Below are 20908 nucleotides of genomic sequence, written 5' to 3'. Positions count from 1 at the left end.
TCCCTTGAACCATATCGCTCATTATATTATTACCAGATGTACTTAACACCAACATTTGCTGACCAGTCCTGCTCAACATCACCACCACCGAGGTAGTTAGTATCTGCATAAGCTGCGAAGTTTTTGGTGAAGCTGAACTGAGTACCAAGTCCTACGCGTACCGCAGAACCTTCCACTCCATTGTCAATATCATCACCATTCACATCAGCACTATTGCCGTTAGAATCATCATAGACATAAGCCAGTTTGAAGTAAGGCGTAAGAGCTTGATCACCGTAGTCGAAGGTGTATCCCGCATCCATACCCAACTCATAACGCATGCTGTCATATGACTGGCTACCCACTTTCATATTATTACTAAGTTGATAGTTGTCGCCATCCTGGAACAGACCAGAAATAGAAGCATAAGGAGTCAGATAGCCTTGCTGATTAATCTGCCAGTCATAGCCGAGTTTCATACCAAAGCCCCAGGCATCAGAAGAAATATCGCCATCAACCGCAGATCCGTTACTCATGCGAGCAGTCAGATCATTGCTGTAATGGCTATAACTCAACGTTGAATCCAGGAAAATATTGTTCTGGAAACGAGCTGAAGAGTAGATGCGAGCAGATTGGCTGTCTTGATCAACATTACCGCTGTTGTCGCTAATGCTACCTTTTGCAAAACCTGCTGCTGCACCGACGGTCCACTTAGCAGAGTTGCCGTCGATCTGCTTATCCAGACCAACCATGATGCCATTTACGTCTTGATCATAGTTCAGGGTACCGTTATCGCCAGAGAAGCCACCGCCGATGTAAGTGACCCATGCACCACCAGTATCACCTTCTGTATGGCGTCCATTTGCCAGGCGAGTTGCCAGAGCGTCTTGTTCCAAATTCCAGATATTGGTGTTAGCAGAAGGGATGCTTAGCGCCATATTGGCGTAATCAGTCAAGCGATCCTGCTTCAGAACGACACTGTCACCTTGCTGTTGCGCTTCGTAGGTATAGGCACCCAAGTCAGCACTGTTTGCAGCAGTAAATCGTGCATTGGTATTTGCATTGTTATCATAAACACGAATGACTTCGTTGTTTTTATAATCTTTAACGGAGCCTTTACCCGTTGCATTATCGATACGAACTTTATAGTTACCCGCTACATCACCGTTAACAGCCAGATGACCATCTGAGTGCAATGCAACGACACCGTAGTCATAATTTGCATGGTTAGCATCGTTAGTAATATAACGAGCATTGTTGAGGTCAGAATTCAGTACATAATTACGGCTGGCAACATTCAGAACACCACCATCTGTCGCTACCATATTATCCGTGTCAACCTGCCCTATACCCAGAGCCAATTCTGCATGGTTATCAATGGTAATTTTGTTAGCGTACAAATTAGCTAACTCTTCAGTTAAAGCTACTTTACTGTAGCTATCAATGTACAGGCTATCTGTCGCAACATTGCCACCATCACCAATGTTCATTGAAGAGCGATTAGTCAGAGTTATGCTATCAGCCAGTAATTTCGAGTCTTCAATATGGACCTGAGATTGATTGTTGACTGTCAACGCATCAATATTGGAGGATTTACGGGTATCCCATTCGGAACCATTATTTAGCGCGACATTGAAAATACCACTTTGATAAACAGCGTTGCCTACAACATGGCCACTTTCGTTATAAGCGCTATCAGCATTTTCAATGCCGTATGTTGAAGCAGGCCAGATACTATTTGCGGTGATATCGTACAATTCGGAAGTCGCTTGTACATTAGAAACCGCTGCGCCAACCCATTTGCTGCCATTAGTCAGGGTCAAATCCAGACGGTCGGTATTATCCCAACCGTTAGAATCAAATGTGCCGTCACCATTTATGTCATAAGCATTAACGTGGGTGATTGTGCCGTTAGCGTTCGTGTTGCTATAGCCACCAAAATTTTCATCGAATGTGCTGTTGAATTTTACGTCGCCAGTGATCGTTGAATGGTCAAAAGTGGCTACCGTTTGCATAGAATTATCAGCCGAGGAACTCGCGGTAACTAGCAATGCTACATCATTTATAGTGGCTGAATTGTCATAATCACTTGCCTTACCCGTGCGACCATAAAAGCCAGTGGTTCCTTGATCGTTCCATGAACCTGAAGTAAGAACTGAGTCTGTCACAGTAATGTTATTATTGAATACTTCAGCACTATTTGAGCCATCAGTATAAGTCACATCAAGATGATCTTCCCACTCATGCCCTTGGATCAGGGTAATACCGGCGACATGAGAGTTATTTTTGATAGCAATATCAGCTTCTTGATTCAAAGTAATTGCTGTTCCCAAGTCAAATGTATTCACACTTGCGGTACTAATCGTGCCATCAGCATTTTGTGTGTAATAGCTGAAATGTTCGAAATTATCATCAATCGTTGAGTTATCAACAGTCAGAGCAAGTCGATCATAAATGTAACCATCAGTAGCGCGGTTGCAATCCTTAGAAAGACATTCTGATGTAACCATGCCATGGATGTTACTATTTTTGATAGTCAGGGAATTCGGATTAGTATTTGTTGTATCGCCGTTATCAAGGTAGTACGTCGAAATAATGCCATTAACTTTGGCATTGTTGATAACAGGATAAACATTGCCGTTGTAGAGGCTATCTGTTCCATAGTTATTCCATCCGGCATATCCCTGATACATCACACCATCATTAGCAGTGTAATAAAAAGTATCGAACTGAGTATTAGAGATATCGGTTGCTAATGCTTGTGTAGCGATAGCCATGGAGCAGGCTAATGCCAGTTGAGAAATTATGAGTTTGTTTTTCGAAGAATGCATTTGCCATCCCTCCTAAGGGATTTAAATTTTCGTTGGTCCATCAATAGTCAATGCAATAAGCGGTAATCACTAAAAGATGTAATGATGTTAGCGGAACGATTATTATGCCCCTGCTGTTAATGGTTCAATTAATTTATTAATTAAGTATGAAAAAGGACAAATATGATAAAAAACGGCGAGCACTTATGATCAATAACTGGTTACATATTAATGACATGCAAAAATAAAAAACAAACCCATATAAAAAATGAATAATTCATGTTTATTAATGCATTATTTAAATGGAGAGGGTTAACATTAGGCTAGCATGATACATAATATAGATAACATGCAAATAGCTGATAGTTAGAATATCCAGAAGTACAGGAGCGAATAGTAGGGATATTGATTAACTTAAGAAAATGATGGGTAACACATATAATCTTATAATTTCCAGATTTATATGCATTACCTTTATATCAATTATTCGCGGATAGTATCGTCGCCGAATCCGATCCATTTATAAGTCGTAAGTGCTTCAAGCCCCATTGGACCACGGGCATGAAGTTTCTGCGTACTTACAGCCACTTCAGCACCTAAGCCAAACTGAGCGCCGTCGGTGAAACGCGTTGAAGCATTCACGTAAACCGCTGAAGAATCGACTTCATTCACAAAGCGATTCGCGTGGCTTAAAGTACGCGTCAGAATTGCATCTGAGTGTTGTGTGCCATGCTGTCGAATGTGATCGATAGCGTCATCGATATCAGCAACAACTTTCACATTCAGATGCAGTGACAACCATTCATCGTCGTAATCTTCAGCTTTCACTGGCAGCACTTCAGCCGGGCCTTTTTGCAAAAGCAGCAACGATTTTTCATCCGCATGTAACGTAACGCCAGATACTGCCATTTGCTTACTTAAAGCCACCAGGAAAGTTTCGGCAATTTCCTGATGCACCAGCAAAGTTTCCACTGTGTTACAGGTGCTTGGGCGTTGTGTTTTCGCATTTACGATAATGTTCAGCGCAGGAGTATATTCAGCACTTGCATCAACAAAAATATGGCAAACACCGATACCACCCGTTATCACCGGAATAGTGGATTGCTCGCGGCAAAGTTTGTGCAGGCCAGCACCACCGCGTGGAATTAACATGTCTACATAGCGATCCATACGCAGCAACTCGTTCACCAATTCACGATCCGGGCTTTCAATCGCCTGAACCGCCGCTGCAGGTAAACCGCACTCCATCAGAGCTTGCTGAATAACCTTTACAGTTGCGGCATTGGTACGCCAGGTTTCTTTACCACCGCGTAGAATCGCTGCATTACCTGTTTTTAGGCACAGTGAGGCTACATCAACCGTTACGTTAGGGCGGGCCTCATAAATGACCCCGACTACGCCTAATGGAACGCGGCGACGTTCGAGACGCAGGCCGCTATCGAGTAAGCCTCCATCAATCACCTGTCCAACAGGATCGGCCAGATTACAAACCTGGCGAACATCATCGGCGATGCTTTTCAGGCGCGATGGTGTAAGTTGTAAACGATCGAGCATCGCTTCACTCAAACCATTGGTTTTTGCTTCAGCTAAGTCCTGCTCATTGGCCATTAAAATAGCTTCGGCCTGTGCTTCCAGATAATCTGCAATTCGTTCCAGCGCCCGATTTTTTTCGCGACTGGAGAGGAGAGCCATCTGATAAGAAGCCGCTTTCGCAGCTTTGCCCATTTGTTCCAGCATTGCCAGCTCCTTAATTAACAATCATATCGTCACGATGAACCGCCACTGGGCCATATTCATAGCCGAGGATTTCATCGATCTGTTGAGAGTGATGGCCCGCAATGCGGCGTAATGCATCGCTGTTATAACGGCAAACCCCATGAGCAATGTCACGACCCTCGAGGCTACGAATACGAATAACTTCTCCACGGGAGAAGTTGCCTGCCACATTTTTGATACCCTTCGGCAGTAAAGAGCTACCACGCTCAAGAATCGCGGCCAGTGCCCCATCATCAACCGTGATTTCACCGGCAGGTGGCGCGCCAAAGATCCAACGCTTACGATTTTCTAATGGTGATTGCTGAGCATGGAAACGCGTGCCAACAGGTGTTCCCGCCATTACATCACCAATAACGCCAGGTTTGCTCCCTGCAGCAATAACAACATCAATACCGGCACGGCAGGCAACATCAGCTGCTTGTAATTTCGTGCCCATACCTCCGGTCCCAAGCCCGGAAACACTATCACCGGCGATGGCGCGCAGCGCATCATCAATACCATGGACCTCTTTAATTAATTCGGCGGCTGGATTATTACGTGGATCAGCAGTAAATAACCCTTGTTGATCGGTCAGCAGGAGCAACTTATCGGCACCCGCAAGAATAGCGGCCAGCGCAGAAAGGTTATCGTTATCGCCAACTTTAATTTCTGCCGTCGCAACAGCATCATTTTCATTGATTATAGGTACGATATTGTTGTCCAGCAGTGCTCGCAGGGTATCGCGCGCATTCAGGAAACGTTCGCGATCTTCCATATCGGCCCGCGTAAGCAGCATCTGCCCAACATGAATGCCATAAATAGAAAATAGCTGTTCCCAGAGTTGGATCAGCCTGCTTTGCCCTACGGCGGCAAGTAACTGTTTCGACGCAATAGTTGCGGGAAGTTCGGGGTAGCCTAAATGCTCACGTCCTGCGGCAATCGCCCCAGACGTCACAATAACGATACGATGCCCGGAGGCATGAAGTTGTGCGCATTGACGCACTAGCTCAACAATATGAGCCCGATTCAGGCGGCGTGAGCCACCGGTTAATACGCTCGTGCCTAGTTTTACCACCAGCGTCTGGCTGTCACTCATGATTCTCTGCCGTGTTAGCGAAATTGGAAATTTAAAATGCCAAATGACGTTGTAACAGGAGTCGCGATGAATGCCAACTGCCCCGGCACGGAAAACAGCTAACTTCGCGTAAACGATCGATAACCGTAACGGCAAATTTTGACAATTTTGTGACAAATATAAATTATTACGTTTATTTAAACTTTCTCTCACTATGTCATAAAACTTTCATCTCAAGGCGATAAAACTCTCTGCGTTTTTTAACGGGATATTTTCCGATTAAATTTTAGCGCGTATACATCATTGGGATGAGAAAATGAAGAAAAGCACACTAGCATTAATGGTATTGGGTTTTCTGGCGTCATCAACTTCTTCGCAAGCAGCAGAAATTTATAATAAAGATGGCAATAAACTCGACCTTTACGGAAAAGTAAAAGCAGAACACTATTTAAGTGATAATAACTCTGTAGATGGTGACCAGTCTTATGTCCGTCTGGGGTTTAAAGGCCAGACACAAATTAACGACCAACTGACCGGTTTCGGGCAGTGGGAATATCAAGTTGCCGCTAACAAAGCTGAAGGTGATGTTAATACCACCAAAACTCGTCTGGCATTTGCTGGGTTAAAAGCAGGTGATATTGGTTCATTCGACTATGGTCGTAACTACGGTGTGTTGTATAACATCGCTTCCTACACCGATATGATGCCAGAGTTTGGTGATGATTCTTACACCAAAACCGATAACTTTATGACTGGCCGTGCTAACGGTGTTGCCACCTACCGTAACAATACCTTCTTTGGCTTGGTTGATGGTCTGAAGCTTTCCCTGCAATATCAAGGGAAAAATGAGAATGATGGCCGTGCAACCAGCAAACAAAACGGTGACGGTTTTGGTACTTCACTGTCTTATGACATCGGCGATACTGGCCTGACAGTTGGTGCCGGTTACGCCAACTCCAATCGAACTTTGGCGCAGAAAAATCAGGCTTACGGCAAGGGTGACAATGCCGAAGCCTGGACTACCGGCGTGAAATATGATGCGAATAATGTGTATCTGGCTGCAATGTATGCCGAAACACGTAATATGACGCCAATTTCTGGCACTGCATCAATTAATGGTATAAATAATAGCGTCAGCGGTTTTGCAAATAAAAACCAGGCATTCGAAGTTATTGCACAGTATCAATTTGACTTTGGTCTGCGACCATCTCTGGGTTATGTCCAGTCAAAAGCCAAGGATATTGAAGGGGTCGGCGATGCAGACCTGGTAAAATATATCGATGTTGCGGCCACTTATTACTTTAACAAAAACATGTCTACTTATGTTGATTACAAAATTAACCAACTCAGTGACGACAATACATTAAAACTGAATAGTGATGATGTCGTTGCCATCGGTATTGTTTATCAATTCTAATTAGCAAAAGAAAACCCCCATCCTTCAAGGATGGGGGTTTTTATTTCAGGCCGAAAGCTTAACGGGTTTTTCCGCAAAGTTTTCTGCGGGTACCAAATCCAGGCTCAGAGAGCTTAATAACTCGCGCAGGCGCTCATGGAAACCACGTAGTGTTTGCTCAAGTCTTTCATCTACTTCTTTGTCTTTTGCCGCTGTTGCAGTCCACTTACCATCTTTGTCGAACAGACCAAAATGATATGTATAGGTAAATTGCTTTTCCTGCGCTTCCAGCTCCATCCACCAGCCCCAGAATTCACGTTTTTCTGGTGCCGGCTTCACATTAACGCACACAGCCAGGCAATCGAAGAAGAAACGGTTATCTTCACACTGCTCTTCCCGGATATATGGGCCAAGCGAGGCGAATTTTTTAATCAATCTACTTTTCGGGTGTCCACTCGGTAACGTCATTGCGATCTCCTGTTGTGAAGCAACTGTTTTACCAAACCGATGAAATTTAGCAAATCTTTAACGCAATCTCTGCTTGATCCATCCAGTAATTTCTTTCAGCGCTTTGTCAAAGTTGCGATACACCGGGTTAAACGGGATCGCCAGCAACTTACCATCCGCAGATGACGAAGTGATTAAACGGGAGTCTTCTTCCGGGCTGAATGGATCGTTTGCCCAATAACCAGATAGCATTGGCGTTGGGCAGTGACGCCCCAACAGTCCCTGGGTTTTTAATGAATAGCGATTCAACTCCACACGCAAGGCGCTATCTGATGCATCATTCATCCCAAGACGACTTGCCAGTACATCAATATACATCTCGGGCACCTGTGCCTGCCGTGATGCGTCGCTCAATAAGCTATGAACAACGGGTCCAAGGCATGCCACCGCTTTCAAACGGGGTGCTTCGATATACCCCAACCGTACTGCTACGTTAGCACCAAACCGGAAACCAAACGCTGCTACACGAGTGTGATCGACCCACGGAATATTCGGTAACGCCTTCAGAACATGCTGGTGTAAAAGACTGGAATCCTGAGTCAGTTTCCATTTTGAAGAGAAGCCAACCGATGGCATATCGATGGTCAACATCGCCATACCTTCAGGTGCAAAATACTTATCAAACAAGTTGTAATAATCGCTCTGCAAGGCGTCAAGGCCACCGCAAATCAACACCGTCGGGAATGGCCCCTGCCCTTCTTTTGGAAGGTGTAAGAATCCGGTTATTGTTCCGCCACCAGGGATTGGGAATTCAAGTTCACGCAAGCCGCCGGAAAGACGGGGAGCCGCTTCTTCATACGCGCGATTTGCCAGTACTTGTGCCTGTTCTGCAAGTTGATCACCTTTCAGATGTGGGTAGGCGGCAATGCTATAAAGATTAGCAGCCTGTAACCAATACTTGCCGCTAAGTACCTTGTCTGTTTCCTGGTTAGCTCGCTGTTGCCATTGCATCGCTTGCTTTGACCATTCATAAATCCAGTTCCCACCACGATAGCCAATGACCGTATCAAATAACTCATCATTGGTGCGTTCGGCCTGGCTCATGGTAATTCGCGACTGTACTTCGAGGATTTCGAGCGGATCGACACCACGCCAAACCCAAAGCAGGCGGTTGATCATGCGATACCACTGAGGAGCTGTTGCACCGTCCAGAGCTGACTGGATAACAGGGGCGGCTTGATGCTTAGCACGCCGAACCAGGGTCGAAGTTTCGGGGTGCTTAAATCGTGGTTTAAACAGGGTTTCGCTAAGATTGGCCTGCGACATCGTTTCTGCCTCCATACAAACGTCAGGAATGGGGCTATTGTACTCTGTCAGCATCCAAATAACACAAACGCCCGGCTATGCCGGGCGTAAATCAATGCAAATCTGTAATGGTATTTTCCGAAGAGGGAAAATTAACGACCAGCTAATGGTGGAACGAAAACAACGCCCATATCCCACGGCTGTTCAATCCAGGTATCTTGCGGGATATCGATAACATAATCGTCAACTAAAGGCTGACCAGCAGGCTTAGCGAAGATAGTGACGAAATGCGCTTTTGGATACATTTCACGGATAGCAACAGCGGTACCGCCAGTGTCTACCAGGTCATCGATAACGATGAAGCCTTCACCATCACCTTCAGCACGTTTTAGCACAGTCAGCTCACGCTGATTGTCGTGGTCATAGCTGGAGATGCATACGGTATCAACATGACGAATCCCCAGTTCACGCGCCAACAGTGCGCCAGGAACCAGGCCGCCACGGCTAACAGCAATAATGCCTTTCCACTGTTCAGCAGGAAGCAGACGGCTTGCCAACTTACGCGCGTGAATCTGCAACATGTCCCAGGTGACGATGTATTTTTCGCTCATGTGAAATTATCCCAGCCAGTTATTAACGGCTTAAAAATGTTCAAAGGGGTTTTGGTTGCGCGAGATTATAGAGATCTGACGCACTAAAAACCAGTACTGTAGGCCTGTCCCGCTCGTTTTTACGTGCTTTAGTTCGTCACAGCCTTAGTTATAGTGGTATTCTCAGGCCAGCGCACAATGCTTACTTGTGTTGTATTTCATTAAGATCAATCCTGCGCTCTGCGAACCAAAATTGTCAGCAGAGTCGATGTCAAGGAGACTTATCGTGTCTGAATTGTCTCAATTATCTCCACAGCCGCTGTGGGATATTTTTGCCAAAATCTGTTCTATTCCGCACCCTTCTTATCATGAAGAACAACTCGCGGAACATATTCTGTCCTGGGCAAAAGAAAAAGGCCTGCATGTTGAGCGCGACCAGGTTGGTAATATCCTGATCCGCAAACCTGCAACAGTTGGTATGGAAAACCGTAAAACGGTTGTCCTGCAAGCTCACCTTGATATGGTGCCGCAGAAAAATAACGACACTGTCCATGATTTCACTAAAGACCCGATTCAGCCATATATCGACGGCGAGTGGGTTAAAGCGCGCGGCACTACGCTGGGTGCAGATAACGGTATCGGTATGGCATCTGCATTGGCAGTGTTGGCTGATGATTCCGTGTCTCATGGCCCGTTAGAAGTCCTGCTGACCATGACCGAAGAAGCGGGTATGGACGGTGCTTTTGGCCTGCAAGCGGGCTGGTTGCAAGCTGATATCCTGATCAACACCGACTCAGAAGAAGAAGGTGAGATTTATATGGGTTGTGCTGGCGGGATTGATTTTATCTCCACGCTGCCACTGCAACGTGAAGCGATTCCAGCAGGTTACGAAACCTTCAAACTGACCATCAAAGGTCTGAAAGGTGGTCACTCTGGTGCTGAGATCCATTTGGGTCTGGGCAATGCAAATAAATTGCTGGCGCGTTTCCTGTTCGCTCACGCAGCAGAACTGGATGCTCGTCTGATTGATCTGAACGGTGGTACGCTGCGCAACGCAATCCCTCGTGAAGGTTCAGCTATCCTTGCTGTACCTGCCGATAAAGCAGCACAACTCAAGCAACTGGCAGCGCAGTTCCTGTCAATTCTTCAAAATGAGCTTGGTGCCGTTGAGAAAAACACAGCCGTTCTGGTTGAAGCGACCAGCACAGACAAATTCGCGCTGACAGTAAAAAGCCGCGAAGCTTTCATTAACTTGCTCAACGCAATGCCAAACGGCGTTATCCGCAATTCCGATGCTGTAAAAGGTGTAGTGGAAACCTCACTGAACGTGGGTGTGGTCACAATGAAAGATGAGAGCGCAGAAATCATCTGCCTGATTCGTTCATTGATTGATAGCGGCAAAGATTATGTGGTTGGCATGCTTCACGCACTGGGTCAGCTTGCTGGCGCAGAAAGCGTTGCGAAAGGCAGCTACCCAGGCTGGCAGCCAGATGCAAAATCCCCGGTAATGGCTCTGGTTCGTGAAACTTACCAAAAGCTGTTCAACAAGACACCAAACATCATGGTTATCCATGCCGGTCTGGAATGTGGTCTGTTCAAGAAGCCTTACCCTGAGATGGATATGGTGTCTATTGGGCCGACCATTACAGGTCCACACTCGCCTGATGAACAAGTTCATATTGCAAGCGTTGGCCAATACTGGATCCTGCTGACTGAGTTGCTAAAGGCAATTCCAGCTAAGTAAGCCAAATACGCGCAGATAAAAACCCTTTCGTTGAGAGGGTTTTTTATAATCCCAGAACCAATTGGCGCTCCAACTGCGGGTCCAGTAACGTGACATGTAGTCCCACCAGCCTTACGCCTCGCCCTCCCCTGCGCTCTTCCCATGTTTTCTTCGCCGTTGCGATTAAATCGGCTTTATTGAGCTGCGGCCACACATGTTCCTGAGTGGTTTGCTGGAAATCATTAAACTTGAGTTTGACTCCCTGACGAGCAATCAATAAATCTGGTTTCACCTTTATCAAACGTCGCTCAAGTTCAGCATAAAGCTGCTCAATGATGGCTTCACACTCCTGCCAATCATGAATGTCTTCAGCCAATGTTTTCTCTACGCCAACAGATTTGCGCTGCCGTTCATTGTTTATCTCCCGCTCGTCAATGCCCTGGCTTCGCTCCCACAGAACGCGCCCAAATTTTCCAAAACGTTTGAGCAACGAAGCTAGATCAGTATTCTGCACATCAGCACAGGTACGTAGCCCCAGACTTTCTAGCTTTCCCGCAGTGACTTTGCCAACGCCTGGAATTTTACCGAGCGGCAAGGTTTGCAAAAATGCAGGAATCTGCTCAGGGGTAATCACATATTGCCCGTTCGGTTTGTTCAGGTCTGAGGCGATTTTGGCAAGGAATTTTATCGGGGCTATCCCCGCGGAAGCCGTAAGATTAAGCTCATCAGAAATCGACTGGCGAATTTCCTGCGCCATGAGCGTTGCAGAACCGTGGCAGTTCAGGCTATCGGTAACATCCAGATAAGCCTCATCAAGCGAAAGCGGTTCAATAAGATTGGTGTAGCGGCTAAATATCTCACGAATATGATTTGATGCATCTTTATATGCGTCAAAACGCCCCGGCAAAAGTGTCAGGTGAGGACATAATTTGAGTGCCATCGCAGTTGACATTGCGCTGTGCACACCAAATTTTCGTGCAGGGTAATTTGCGGTACTGATAACACCACGGCGTTGTGCGCTGCCGCCAATAGCCAGTGGGACATCCCGCAAAGCGGGGTTATCACGCATCTCCACGGCTGCAAAAAAGCAGTCCATATCAACATGAATGATTTTACGCATACTTTTCACATCCATTATTTTACTGGATAAGTATACAGTTAAAATATTGAGTGAGGAAAGTCCGTATCTAAGAAAACCTCCCGACAAATGAACTGCACCCAAAAAGTTGGACACCCAACCGAGTAAGGTGCAGTTTTTTATGAGCAAATATTCTCTTAGCTTCAAACTTCAGGTTGTGAAGCACTATCTTTCCGGTCTGGAAGGGTACAAAGCGACAGCAAAGCGTTTTGGTATCGATCACAGTGCCGTTCGTAAGTGGTCTGCCGTCTGGAAGCTTCATGGCGAAGCCGGGCTAACCACACGACGCTTCACCTACTCTCCTGTCTTTAAAGAGTCCGTCATCCTGTATATGCGTGAGCATCGACTGTCTGTTCGCGAAGTTTGTGCAACATTCTCTATTCCTGCCTTTTCCACGGTTTGTGAGTGGGAACGACTGTATGATGAAGGCGGTCTGCAAGCCCTGACAGATAACCGCCGCAGGAAAAAAACGATGCCGGATACCCCTGGAAATAAATCAGTCAACACGCCTCAAACGCCCCTTAACCCGGACGAACGTGAGGAGCTCGAGCAGCTACGCGTCGAAGTRGCTTATCTAAAAAAGCTTCAGGCCTTACTCAGGGAAAAAAACACGCCAGAACGCGGCAGAAAACACAGGTCGTGAATGAGTTAAGGCCGCAGCATCCCCTGGCTCGTCTGTTAAAAGCGGCRGAGCTGGCCAGAAGTACGTTTTACTGGCAGCTGGCTTGCGCGAAAAAACCGGACAAATATGCTGATGATAAGCATCAGATTTTAGCGCTGTTCCATAAGCATAAAGGGCGATATGGATACCGGCGTATCACGCTGGCCGGTCGTCGGCAAGGGAGTTCACTGAATCATAAAACGGTTCAGAGACTGATGCAGCAGTTAGAYTTAACCGCCTGTATCAGAAGGAAGAAATACAACTCTTACAAAGGGCGATATGGCAAAGCTGCGGGTAATGTGCTGAACCGCCAGTTCAGTGCAGACAAACCCAACCAGAAGTGGGTAACAGACGTGACAGAATTTAAAATTGCCGGGGAAAAGCTGTATTTATCCCCGGTCCTTGACCTGTATAACGGTGAAATCGTGGCGTATCAGATGGAGCATCGACCCGTTCTGTCGATGGTGGACGATATGCTGAGTAAGGCGCTGTCGGTTCTGAGTGAAGGTGAATATCCGCTGGTACATTCAGACCAGGGTTGGCAGTATCAGATGGCGCACTATCAGAAGCGACTCAGGGAAGCAGGGCTGAAACAGAGTATGTCACGCAAGGGAAACTGCTATGACAATGCGGTGATAGAAAGCTTCTTCGGCACGCTGAAAACGGAATGCCTGTATCTGGAGGAGTATAAAAGCATCAGGGAGTTACGGGATGCTATTGACGAATATATCTACTATTACAACCATGAAAGAATAAAACAGAAACTAAAAGGCCTGAGTCCGGTAGAGTACCGAACCCAGGCCCAGATAGCCGCCTGATATAAACCGTCCAACTTTATGGGGTCAGTTCATTCAATTGAGAGGCTTTTTTTTAGAAGTCTGCCGGAGCGCGGAACGTCATGGGTGTTCCATACTCGGGGTGGGTAATGGTCAGCATTTCAGCATGAAGCTGTAAACGCGGAGCCATCGCCAGCGCTTCTGGTGTAGCGTAAAAGCGGTCGCCAAGAATGGGGTGGCCCATCGCAAGCATATGAACGCGTAACTGATGTGAGCGTCCAGTAATTGGTTTTAACAGCACACGAGCCGAGTTATCCGCTGCATACTCAAGAACCTGATATTCCGTCTGTGCCGCTTTGCCGGTTTCATAACACACTTTCTGTTTTGGCCGGTTCGGCCAGTCACAAATCAGCGGTAAATCCACCAGACCTTCTTCTGGCTGAGGGTGCCCCCAAACCCGCGCCACATACTGCTTTTTCGGCTCACGCTCACGAAACTGACGCTTCAGCTCGCGCTCTGCCGCTTTTGTCAGTGCCACGGCAATTACGCCGCTGGTGGCCATGTCCAGGCGATGAACTGATTCTGCCAACGGGAAGTCGCGCTGAATGCGCGTCATCACACTGTCTTTGTGCTCATCAAGACGCCCGGGTACAGACAACAAGCCCGAAGGCTTATTGACGACCATGATGTGCTCGTCCTGGTACAAAATAACTAACCAGGGTTCGGTAGGCGGGTTATAGGGTTCCATCAACATTTACTCTACATCCTTAAAGCTGCAGCGGCGTTGGCTGCTTTCGCCCACCCCAGTTACTTACTGTTGTAAGCTCCTGGGGATGTTCTCTCTTGCCGCCTTGCTGCAACTCGAATGATTTGAGTAAAGCGGTGTGCAAACTATTGGTGTGTCACTACAATCAGGCGCAACGCATCGAGACGCCAGTTGGCTTGTGCGAGGCTTTCCAACACTTGCTGACGGTTGTTCTCGATAGCTTCGAGTTCATCATCACGAATGTTTGGATTCACCGCTTTTAGCGCTTCCAGACGGGAAAGTTCAGAGCTCAGCTTATCATCAGCTTCTTCACGAGCAGCTTTGATCAACACTTGCGCTGCAGCTTCCACTTTCTCTTCTGCCAATTGCAAAATCGCGTGAACATCTTGCTGAACTGCGTTCACCAATTTGCTGCCAGTATGGCGATTCACGGTGCTGAGCTGGCGGTTAAAGCTTTCAAACTCGACCTGAGCAGCAAGGTTGGTGCCATTTTTGTCCACCAACATACGCACTGGCGTTGGCGGCAGGAAGCGGTTGAGCTGCAATTGCTTCGGCGCTTTTGCCTCAACAACATAAATCAGCTCCAGCAATAATGTCCCAACAGGCAGTGCTTTGTTTTTCAACAAAGAGAGTGCACAGCTACCAGTATCGCCTGAGAGAATCAGATCCAGGCCATTACGAATGATTGGGTGTTCCCAGGTCACAAACTGTGCATCTTCACGCGACAGGGCCACTTCACGCTCAAAGGTAATCGTACAACCGTCTTCTGGAAGCCCTGGGAAATCAGGCACCAGCATGTGATCGCCAGGAGTCAGTACCACCATGTTGTCGCCACGGTCGTCCTGATTAATGCCGACGATGTCGAACAAGTTGAGAGCGAAACTTACCAGATTGGTATCGTTATCCTGTTCGGAAATGGACTCAGCTAACGCCTGTGATTTCTCACCGCCGTTAGAGTGAATTTCCAGCAAACGGTCACGGCCCTGCTCAAGTTGAATCTTCAATGCATCATGCTGCTCACGGCATTGCTTAATCAGCGCATCGAAACCGTCGGTATTTTCAGGTGCTGCTAAATACTCAATCAGTTGCGGATAAACGCTGTCGTAAATTGTGCGGCCGGTTGGGCAAGTGTGCTCGAACGCATCCAGACCTTCATGGAACCACTTCACCAGCACCGATTGCGCCGTTTTCTCAAGGTAAGGAACGTGAACCTGGATATCGTGCGCCTGGCCGATACGGTCAAGACGGCCAATACGCTGCTCCAGCAAGTCCGGGTTAAATGGTAGATCGAACATCACCAGTTGGCTTGCGAACTGGAAGTTACGGCCTTCGGAACCAATTTCGGAGCACAGCAGTACCTGGGCACCAGTGTCTTCTTCGGCAAACCATGCGGCTGCACGGTCACGCTCAATGATGGACATACCTTCGTGGAACACGGCGGCACGAATGCCTTCGCGCTCACGCAGAACTTGCTCGAGTTGTAATGCTGTCGCGGCTTTGGCACAAATAACCAGAACCTTCTGAGAGCGGTGGCTGGTCAGGTAACCCATCAGCCATTCAACACGCGGGTCGAAGTTCCACCAAGTGCCACTATCGCCTTCAAATTCCTGATAAATCTGCTCTGGGTAGAGCATGTCGCGTGCGCGTTCTTCCACGGATTTACGTGCGGCCATAATGCCGGACACTTTAATCGCAGTTTGATACTGCATTGGTAGTGGCAAACGAATGGTGTGCAGTTCGCGTTTCGGGAAGCCTTTGACGCCATTACGGGTGTTACGGAACAGCACGCGGCTGGTGCCGTGGCGGTCCATCAGCATGGAAACCAGTTCCTGACGTGCCGCATCGCTACCTTCACGGTCGCTGTTTGCAGTTTGCAACAGAGGTTCAATATCCTGCTCGCCAATCAATTCACTCAGCATATTGAGCTGATCGTTGGTCAGATGATTGCCAGCCAGCAGCAATGCCACGGCGTCGGCCACCGGGCGGTAGTGCTGTTGTTCTTCAACAAACTGCTCGAAATCGTGGAAGCGGCTTGGGTCAAGCAAACGCAGACGCGCGAAGTGGCTTTCCATACCCAATTGCTCAGGCGTTGCGGTTAACAGCAGGATACCTGGAATGTGTTCTGCGAGCTGTTCAATCGCCTGGTATTCACGGCTTGGGGCATTTTCGCTCCACACCAAATGGTGGGCTTCATCGACCACCATTAAATCCCACTCTGCATCGCACAGATGCTCAAGGCGTTGCTTACTGCGGCGCACGAAATCAAGCGAGCAGATAACCAGTTGTTCTGTTTCGAATGGGTTATCGCTGTCGTGCTGGGCTTCGGCATAACGCTCGTCATCAAAGAGAGCAAAACGCAGGTTAAAGCGGCGGAGCATTTCAACCAGCCACTGGTGTTGCAGGGTTTCTGGCACCACGATCAATACGCGTTCAGCGCTGCCTGCCAGCAGTTGCTGATGTAAAATCATCCCGGCTTCAATCGTTTTACCTAAACCGACTTCGTCAGCGAGCAATACGCGTGGCGCGTGACGACGACCCACATCGTGGGCAATGTTCAGCTGGTGTGGAATCAGGCTGGTGCGCATGCCGCGCAGGCCGCTCCAGGGCTGGCGATACTGCTCGCTTTGGTAAACGCGGGAACGGTAACGCAGGGCGAAGCGGTCCATCCTGTCAATTTGCCCGGCAAAAAGACGGTCTTGCGGCTTGCTGAACACCAGTTTGCTGTCGAGGAACACTTCGCGCAGCATGGTACCGGCTTCTTCTGTATCCAGACGCGTACCGATGTAGGCAAGTAAGCCATTTTCTTCTTTAACTTCATCAACTTTGAGTTGCCAGCCTTCATGGCTGGTGACGGTATCACCCGGGTTAAACATCACGCGCGTGATAGGTGAGTCATTTCTGGCGTACAGTCGATTTTCACCGGTGGCAGGGTAGAGCAGGGTTACCATGCGAGTGTCTAAAGCGACCACGGTTCCCAGTCCCAGTTCGCTTTCGGTATCGCTGATCCAACGTTGACCAAGTGTAAAAGGCATATGATTTCGGCTCTATTATCAGTTACTAAGATTTGCAGGCAATAGCATAACGACCGCGCGTAAAGAGGGCGGTAGTTCAAAAGTAGATTTATGGATGGTTCAGGAGGGCGCTATGGTACTGGAAGCCGACGCATTCGTCACCTACTCGTCATACTTCAAGTTACAGGGGCGTTGGCGGCACTCACTCAGCCCAGTCACTTACTTTAGCAAGCTGCTGGGGATTTGCTCCCATGCCGCCTTCCTGTCACTCGAACTATTTAGAGTTAATCAAAATAGCCCTAATTGCCCTGTCATCAGTGTAGCAAAGTCATCTTCAAGGAAAGGTAAAATTCCTTCAGCTACCGGTTGGAGCTGGCGGGTTAGGTAATGTTCATAGTCCAGGGGAGATTCCTGGTAATCCACGGGCTCCGGGCCGTTGGTGGTGATCACATACTTAATTGTTCCCCGATTCTGGTATTGCGGGGCACGGCCAAGCCGTTGATTATGCTCATCGGCGAGGCGAGCGGCACGGACATGCGGCGGCACATTTTTTTGATATTCGCTTAACGGCCTGCGCAGACGTTTACGGTAAATTAACTGTTCGTCAAGCTCACCCGCCATCAAACTGGCGATGGTTTCACGAATATAATCCTGATAGGGCTCGTTGCGGAATACGCGCAAATAAAGTGATTTCTGGAACTCTTGTGCCAGTGGTGTCCAGTCCGTTCGCACCGTTTCCAGCCCTTTGAACACCATCCGCTGTTTGTCATTTTCCTGAATCATTCCTGCGTAGCGCTTTTTGGAACCTTCAACGGTTCCGCGAATGGTTGGCATCAGGAAACGGCAAAAGTGGGACTCATATTCCAGTTCAAGCTTACTATCTAGCTGTTGGGTTTCTTGCAGATGCGCCTTCCACCACGCATTCACATGATTCACTAACTCCTTGCCGATACGTGCCGCATCTTCTTCGGAATGGGCTTTTTTCAGCCAGACAAACGTAGAGTCTGTATCGCCGTAAATCACGTCATAGCCCTGCGATTCAATCAACTCCCTGGTTTGTAGCATGATCTGGTGCCCGCGCATGGTGATCGACGAGGCAAGGCGAGGATCAAAGAAGCGGCAGGCACTGGTGCCCAACACTCCATAAAACGCATTCATAATGATCTTCAACGCCTGGGACAATGGCTTGTTGCCATGACGTTTGGCTTCATCGCGCCCGGACCAGATTTGCCCAACGATATCGGGCAGGCAATGCGTGGTTCGGGAAAAATGCGCGCCAAGAAAACCATCAACGGAATGCTCAGGTTCCGGGTGCGCCATCCCTTCAACCAGGCCTACGGGGTCGATAAGAAATGTGCGGATAATCGACGGATAAAGACTTTTGTAATCGAGTACTAATACTGAGTCGTAAAGGCCAGGGCGCGAGTCCATGACATAACCGCCAGGGCTTGCCTGCGGAGGCACATCACCCAGATTTGGTGCAACATAACCGGCACGGTGCATGCGTGGAATATACAGGTGACCAAATGCGGCAACAGAACCGCCGTGGCGGTCAAGCGGCAAACCGTTAACCGTTGCCCGCTCGAGCAAAAACGGCATCAGATCCGTTTTGTGGAAAATCCGCGTTACAAGCTCACAGTCTTTAAGATTGTACTTTGCCAGCGCTGGCTTATCTTCGGCAAAACGACGGTCAATTTCGTCCATCCGCTGCCATGGGTTATCAATCGCTTTACCTTCGCCGAGCAGTTCGCGGGACACTGTCTCAAGGGAGAACGACGAGAAATTCCAGAAGGCGGAACGTAATGCTTCGATACCATCGATAATCACGCGCCCGGCGGCCTGTGCGAAAAACACACCTTGCTTGAAACCATGTTCGCGCCATTCCAGCAGGCTATTTTCACGCCCAAGACGTAATGGCACCTGATAACGTTCCGCCATTTTTTGCAATACACGTAAATCGAACTGCACCACGTTCCAGCCAATCAGCACATCGGGATCGTGCTGTGCAAACCAGCTATTGAGTTTTTCGATAAGCAACGGCCGGCTGGCGACGTATTCCAGCGTGAAATCAAGCCCGCTGGCGTCACCGTTTTCCGGTCCAAGCATGTAGACGACACGCTGCCCGCAGCCTTCCAGGCCGATGCAATACAGTTCGCCGTGGCGATTTGTTTCGATATCCAGCGATACCCAGTTTAGTGGTGGGCGATACTCCGGTGCAGGTTTTAGCTTTGTTTCAACCAACACGTTATTTTGCGACTCGCCGCTAAACCAGACGGGAGCGGTAATAAAACGCTCCATCAAGAAACGTTCTGGCGGGCGAATATCGGCTTCATACACTCTGATACCGCCATCGCGCAGCAGTTTTTCGATGCGCATAAGCTGGCGATGCTGGCGGCAATAAAGGCCGCAAACGGGCTGACGATGGAAATCTTTGAGGGGCAGCGGTGTAAGCCGATACTGGCTTTCACGCTCAAGCAGACGCGAGGCTTCGGCTTGTTGTGACTGTGGGATAAATGCGACCGATTCCTGGCGCGGCAGGCGCACTTTTACCGGGCCATCATCTGTTGCCAGCCAAAATTCAACTTCAGTACCGAGTGGGGTATCTCGCCAGTGACGCGTGAGTAGAAACCCCTGACGAGCTTGCGACACGCTGCATTCTCATAAAGGAAAAAGTGGTCTGATTATAGACCACTTCGCCTCGCTTTACTGCTTTTATATACAGTGCTTACTGGCCGTAATAGGCTTTAGCGCCATGTTTACGCAGGTAGTGTTTATCGAGCAGAGTTTGCTGCATATCTGGTAATTCTGGCTCAAGTTGGCGGCAGAAGATGCCCATATATGCCACTTCTTCCAGCACAATAGCGTTGTGTACCGCGTCGACAGCATCTTTGCCCCAGGCAAACGGGCCGTGAGAATGCACCAACACGCCAGGCATTTGCGCGGCGTCGATTCCACGTTCAGCAAAGGTTTTTACAATCACTTCGCCAGTTTGCCATTCGTAATCGCCATTAATCTCTTCATCGGTCATTTTGCGGGTGCAAGGAATGGTGCCGTAGAAGTAATCCGCATGAGTAGTGCCAGTTGCAGGAATAGATTTCCCGGCCTGAGCCCAAATTGTCGCATGGCGTGAATGGGTGTGGACAATTCCGCCAATGTGCGGAAATTGCAGGTAGAGCAGGCGGTGCGTTGGGGTATCGGAGGAGGGTTTTTTATTGCCTTCAACAACTTCACCCGTTTCCAGGCTGACCACCACCATATCATCGGCAGTCATAATGCTGTAATCGACACCGGAAGGTTTGATAATTAACACGCCACGTTCACGATCTACCGCACTGACGTTCCCCCAGGTCAGGGTGACCAGATTATGTTTCGGCAGCGCGAGATTTGCTTCGAGTACCTGACGTTTGAGATCTTCTAACATATTAAGTCCTGGTCAAATGAGTGTCGGATGGCGCGTGCGCTCATCCGACCTACTT

Annotated in this window: 14 protein-coding genes; 3 read left to right on the top strand and 11 right to left on the bottom strand. The window is 48.3% G+C overall.

All coding sequences use genetic code 11. From position 1 onward, the window contains the following. Positions 1–29: 29 nt before the first annotated feature. The 3 genes from IX31_RS10350 to proB form a co-directional block, all read right to left on the bottom strand. Positions 30–2810: an autotransporter outer membrane beta-barrel domain-containing protein gene (locus tag IX31_RS10350; RefSeq protein ID WP_034457851.1), complete on the bottom strand. Its 2781-nt coding sequence runs from the start codon at positions 2808–2810 to the stop codon at positions 30–32. A gap of 462 nt (positions 2811–3272) precedes the next feature. After that, a complete protein-coding gene (gene proA, locus IX31_RS10345) occupies positions 3273–4526 on the bottom strand; it encodes a glutamate-5-semialdehyde dehydrogenase (RefSeq protein WP_034457849.1) in 1254 nt (417 codons plus the stop codon). A gap of 10 nt (positions 4527–4536) precedes the next feature. Then, the gene (gene proB, locus IX31_RS10340; protein WP_034457847.1) at positions 4537–5640 is read right to left on the bottom strand and encodes a glutamate 5-kinase; all 1104 of its coding nucleotides are present in this window, start codon (positions 5638–5640) and stop codon (positions 4537–4539) included. Between the two features lie 295 nt (positions 5641–5935). On the opposite strand from proB, the gene ompC reads away from it, so the two are divergent. Next, positions 5936–7036 (top strand): porin OmpC, encoded by a 1101-nt coding sequence (gene ompC, locus IX31_RS10335; protein WP_034457845.1) that lies wholly within the window; start codon positions 5936–5938, stop codon positions 7034–7036. A 45-nt stretch (positions 7037–7081) separates the two neighbouring features. Here the strand turns inward: ompC and crl are convergent, their stop codons facing one another. From crl to gpt, 3 genes are all read right to left on the bottom strand, one after another. Next, the gene (gene crl / locus IX31_RS10330) at positions 7082–7483 is read right to left on the bottom strand and encodes a sigma factor-binding protein Crl (RefSeq protein WP_034457843.1); all 402 of its coding nucleotides are present in this window, start codon (positions 7481–7483) and stop codon (positions 7082–7084) included. A 57-nt stretch (positions 7484–7540) separates the two neighbouring features. Continuing rightward, positions 7541–8788 carry an esterase FrsA gene (gene frsA, locus IX31_RS10325; protein WP_034457841.1) on the bottom strand — a complete coding sequence of 416 codons (1248 nt, stop codon included), beginning with the start codon at positions 8786–8788 and terminating at the stop codon, positions 7541–7543. Between the two features lie 131 nt (positions 8789–8919). After that, entirely contained in the window at positions 8920–9378 is a 459-nt protein-coding gene (gene gpt / locus IX31_RS10320) for a xanthine phosphoribosyltransferase (protein WP_034457839.1), read from the bottom strand. 265 nt (positions 9379–9643) lie between these two features. Here gpt and pepD point away from each other — a divergent pair, with 265 nt between their 5' ends. Further along, positions 9644–11101 (top strand): beta-Ala-His dipeptidase, encoded by a 1458-nt coding sequence (pepD, locus tag IX31_RS10315; protein ID WP_034457837.1) that lies wholly within the window; start codon positions 9644–9646, stop codon positions 11099–11101. 43 nt (positions 11102–11144) lie between these two features. On the opposite strand, the gene dinB is transcribed toward pepD, so the two are convergent. Then, positions 11145–12200 carry a DNA polymerase IV gene (gene dinB / locus IX31_RS10310; RefSeq protein WP_034457835.1) on the bottom strand — a complete coding sequence of 352 codons (1056 nt, stop codon included), beginning with the start codon at positions 12198–12200 and terminating at the stop codon, positions 11145–11147. 139 nt (positions 12201–12339) lie between these two features. On the opposite strand from dinB, the gene IX31_RS22885 reads away from it, so the two are divergent. Beyond that, positions 12340–13697 (top strand): IS3 family transposase gene (locus IX31_RS22885; RefSeq protein WP_122974009.1). Its coding sequence is split into 2 segments (ribosomal slippage): positions 12340–12802 and positions 12802–13697, totalling 1359 coding nucleotides; the frame shifts between segments, so codons are not numbered across the junction. Between the two features lie 52 nt (positions 13698–13749). Here the strand turns inward: IX31_RS22885 and rluA are convergent. The 4 genes from rluA to araD form a co-directional block, all read right to left on the bottom strand. Continuing rightward, positions 13750–14409: a bifunctional tRNA pseudouridine(32) synthase/23S rRNA pseudouridine(746) synthase RluA gene (rluA, locus tag IX31_RS10295; RefSeq protein WP_034457830.1), complete on the bottom strand. Its 660-nt coding sequence runs from the start codon at positions 14407–14409 to the stop codon at positions 13750–13752. 137 nt (positions 14410–14546) lie between these two features. Continuing rightward, positions 14547–17453 carry an RNA polymerase-associated protein RapA gene (rapA, locus tag IX31_RS10290; protein WP_034457829.1) on the bottom strand — a complete coding sequence of 969 codons (2907 nt, stop codon included), beginning with the start codon at positions 17451–17453 and terminating at the stop codon, positions 14547–14549. Positions 17454–17720: 267 nt separating this feature from the next. Beyond that, the gene (polB, locus tag IX31_RS10285; RefSeq protein ID WP_034457827.1) at positions 17721–20081 is read right to left on the bottom strand and encodes a DNA polymerase II; all 2361 of its coding nucleotides are present in this window, start codon (positions 20079–20081) and stop codon (positions 17721–17723) included. Positions 20082–20157: 76 nt separating this feature from the next. Next, positions 20158–20853 carry an L-ribulose-5-phosphate 4-epimerase gene (araD, locus tag IX31_RS10280; RefSeq protein ID WP_034457825.1) on the bottom strand — a complete coding sequence of 232 codons (696 nt, stop codon included), beginning with the start codon at positions 20851–20853 and terminating at the stop codon, positions 20158–20160. Between the last annotated feature and the right edge of the window lie 55 nt (positions 20854–20908).

Source organism: Buttiauxella noackiae (assembly GCF_000737905.1).
In the GTDB taxonomy this organism is placed as follows: domain Bacteria; phylum Pseudomonadota; class Gammaproteobacteria; order Enterobacterales; family Enterobacteriaceae; genus Buttiauxella; species Buttiauxella noackiae.
Note: the sequence above shows the minus strand (reverse complement) of the source record. Positions and strands in the feature narration are given on the sequence as shown.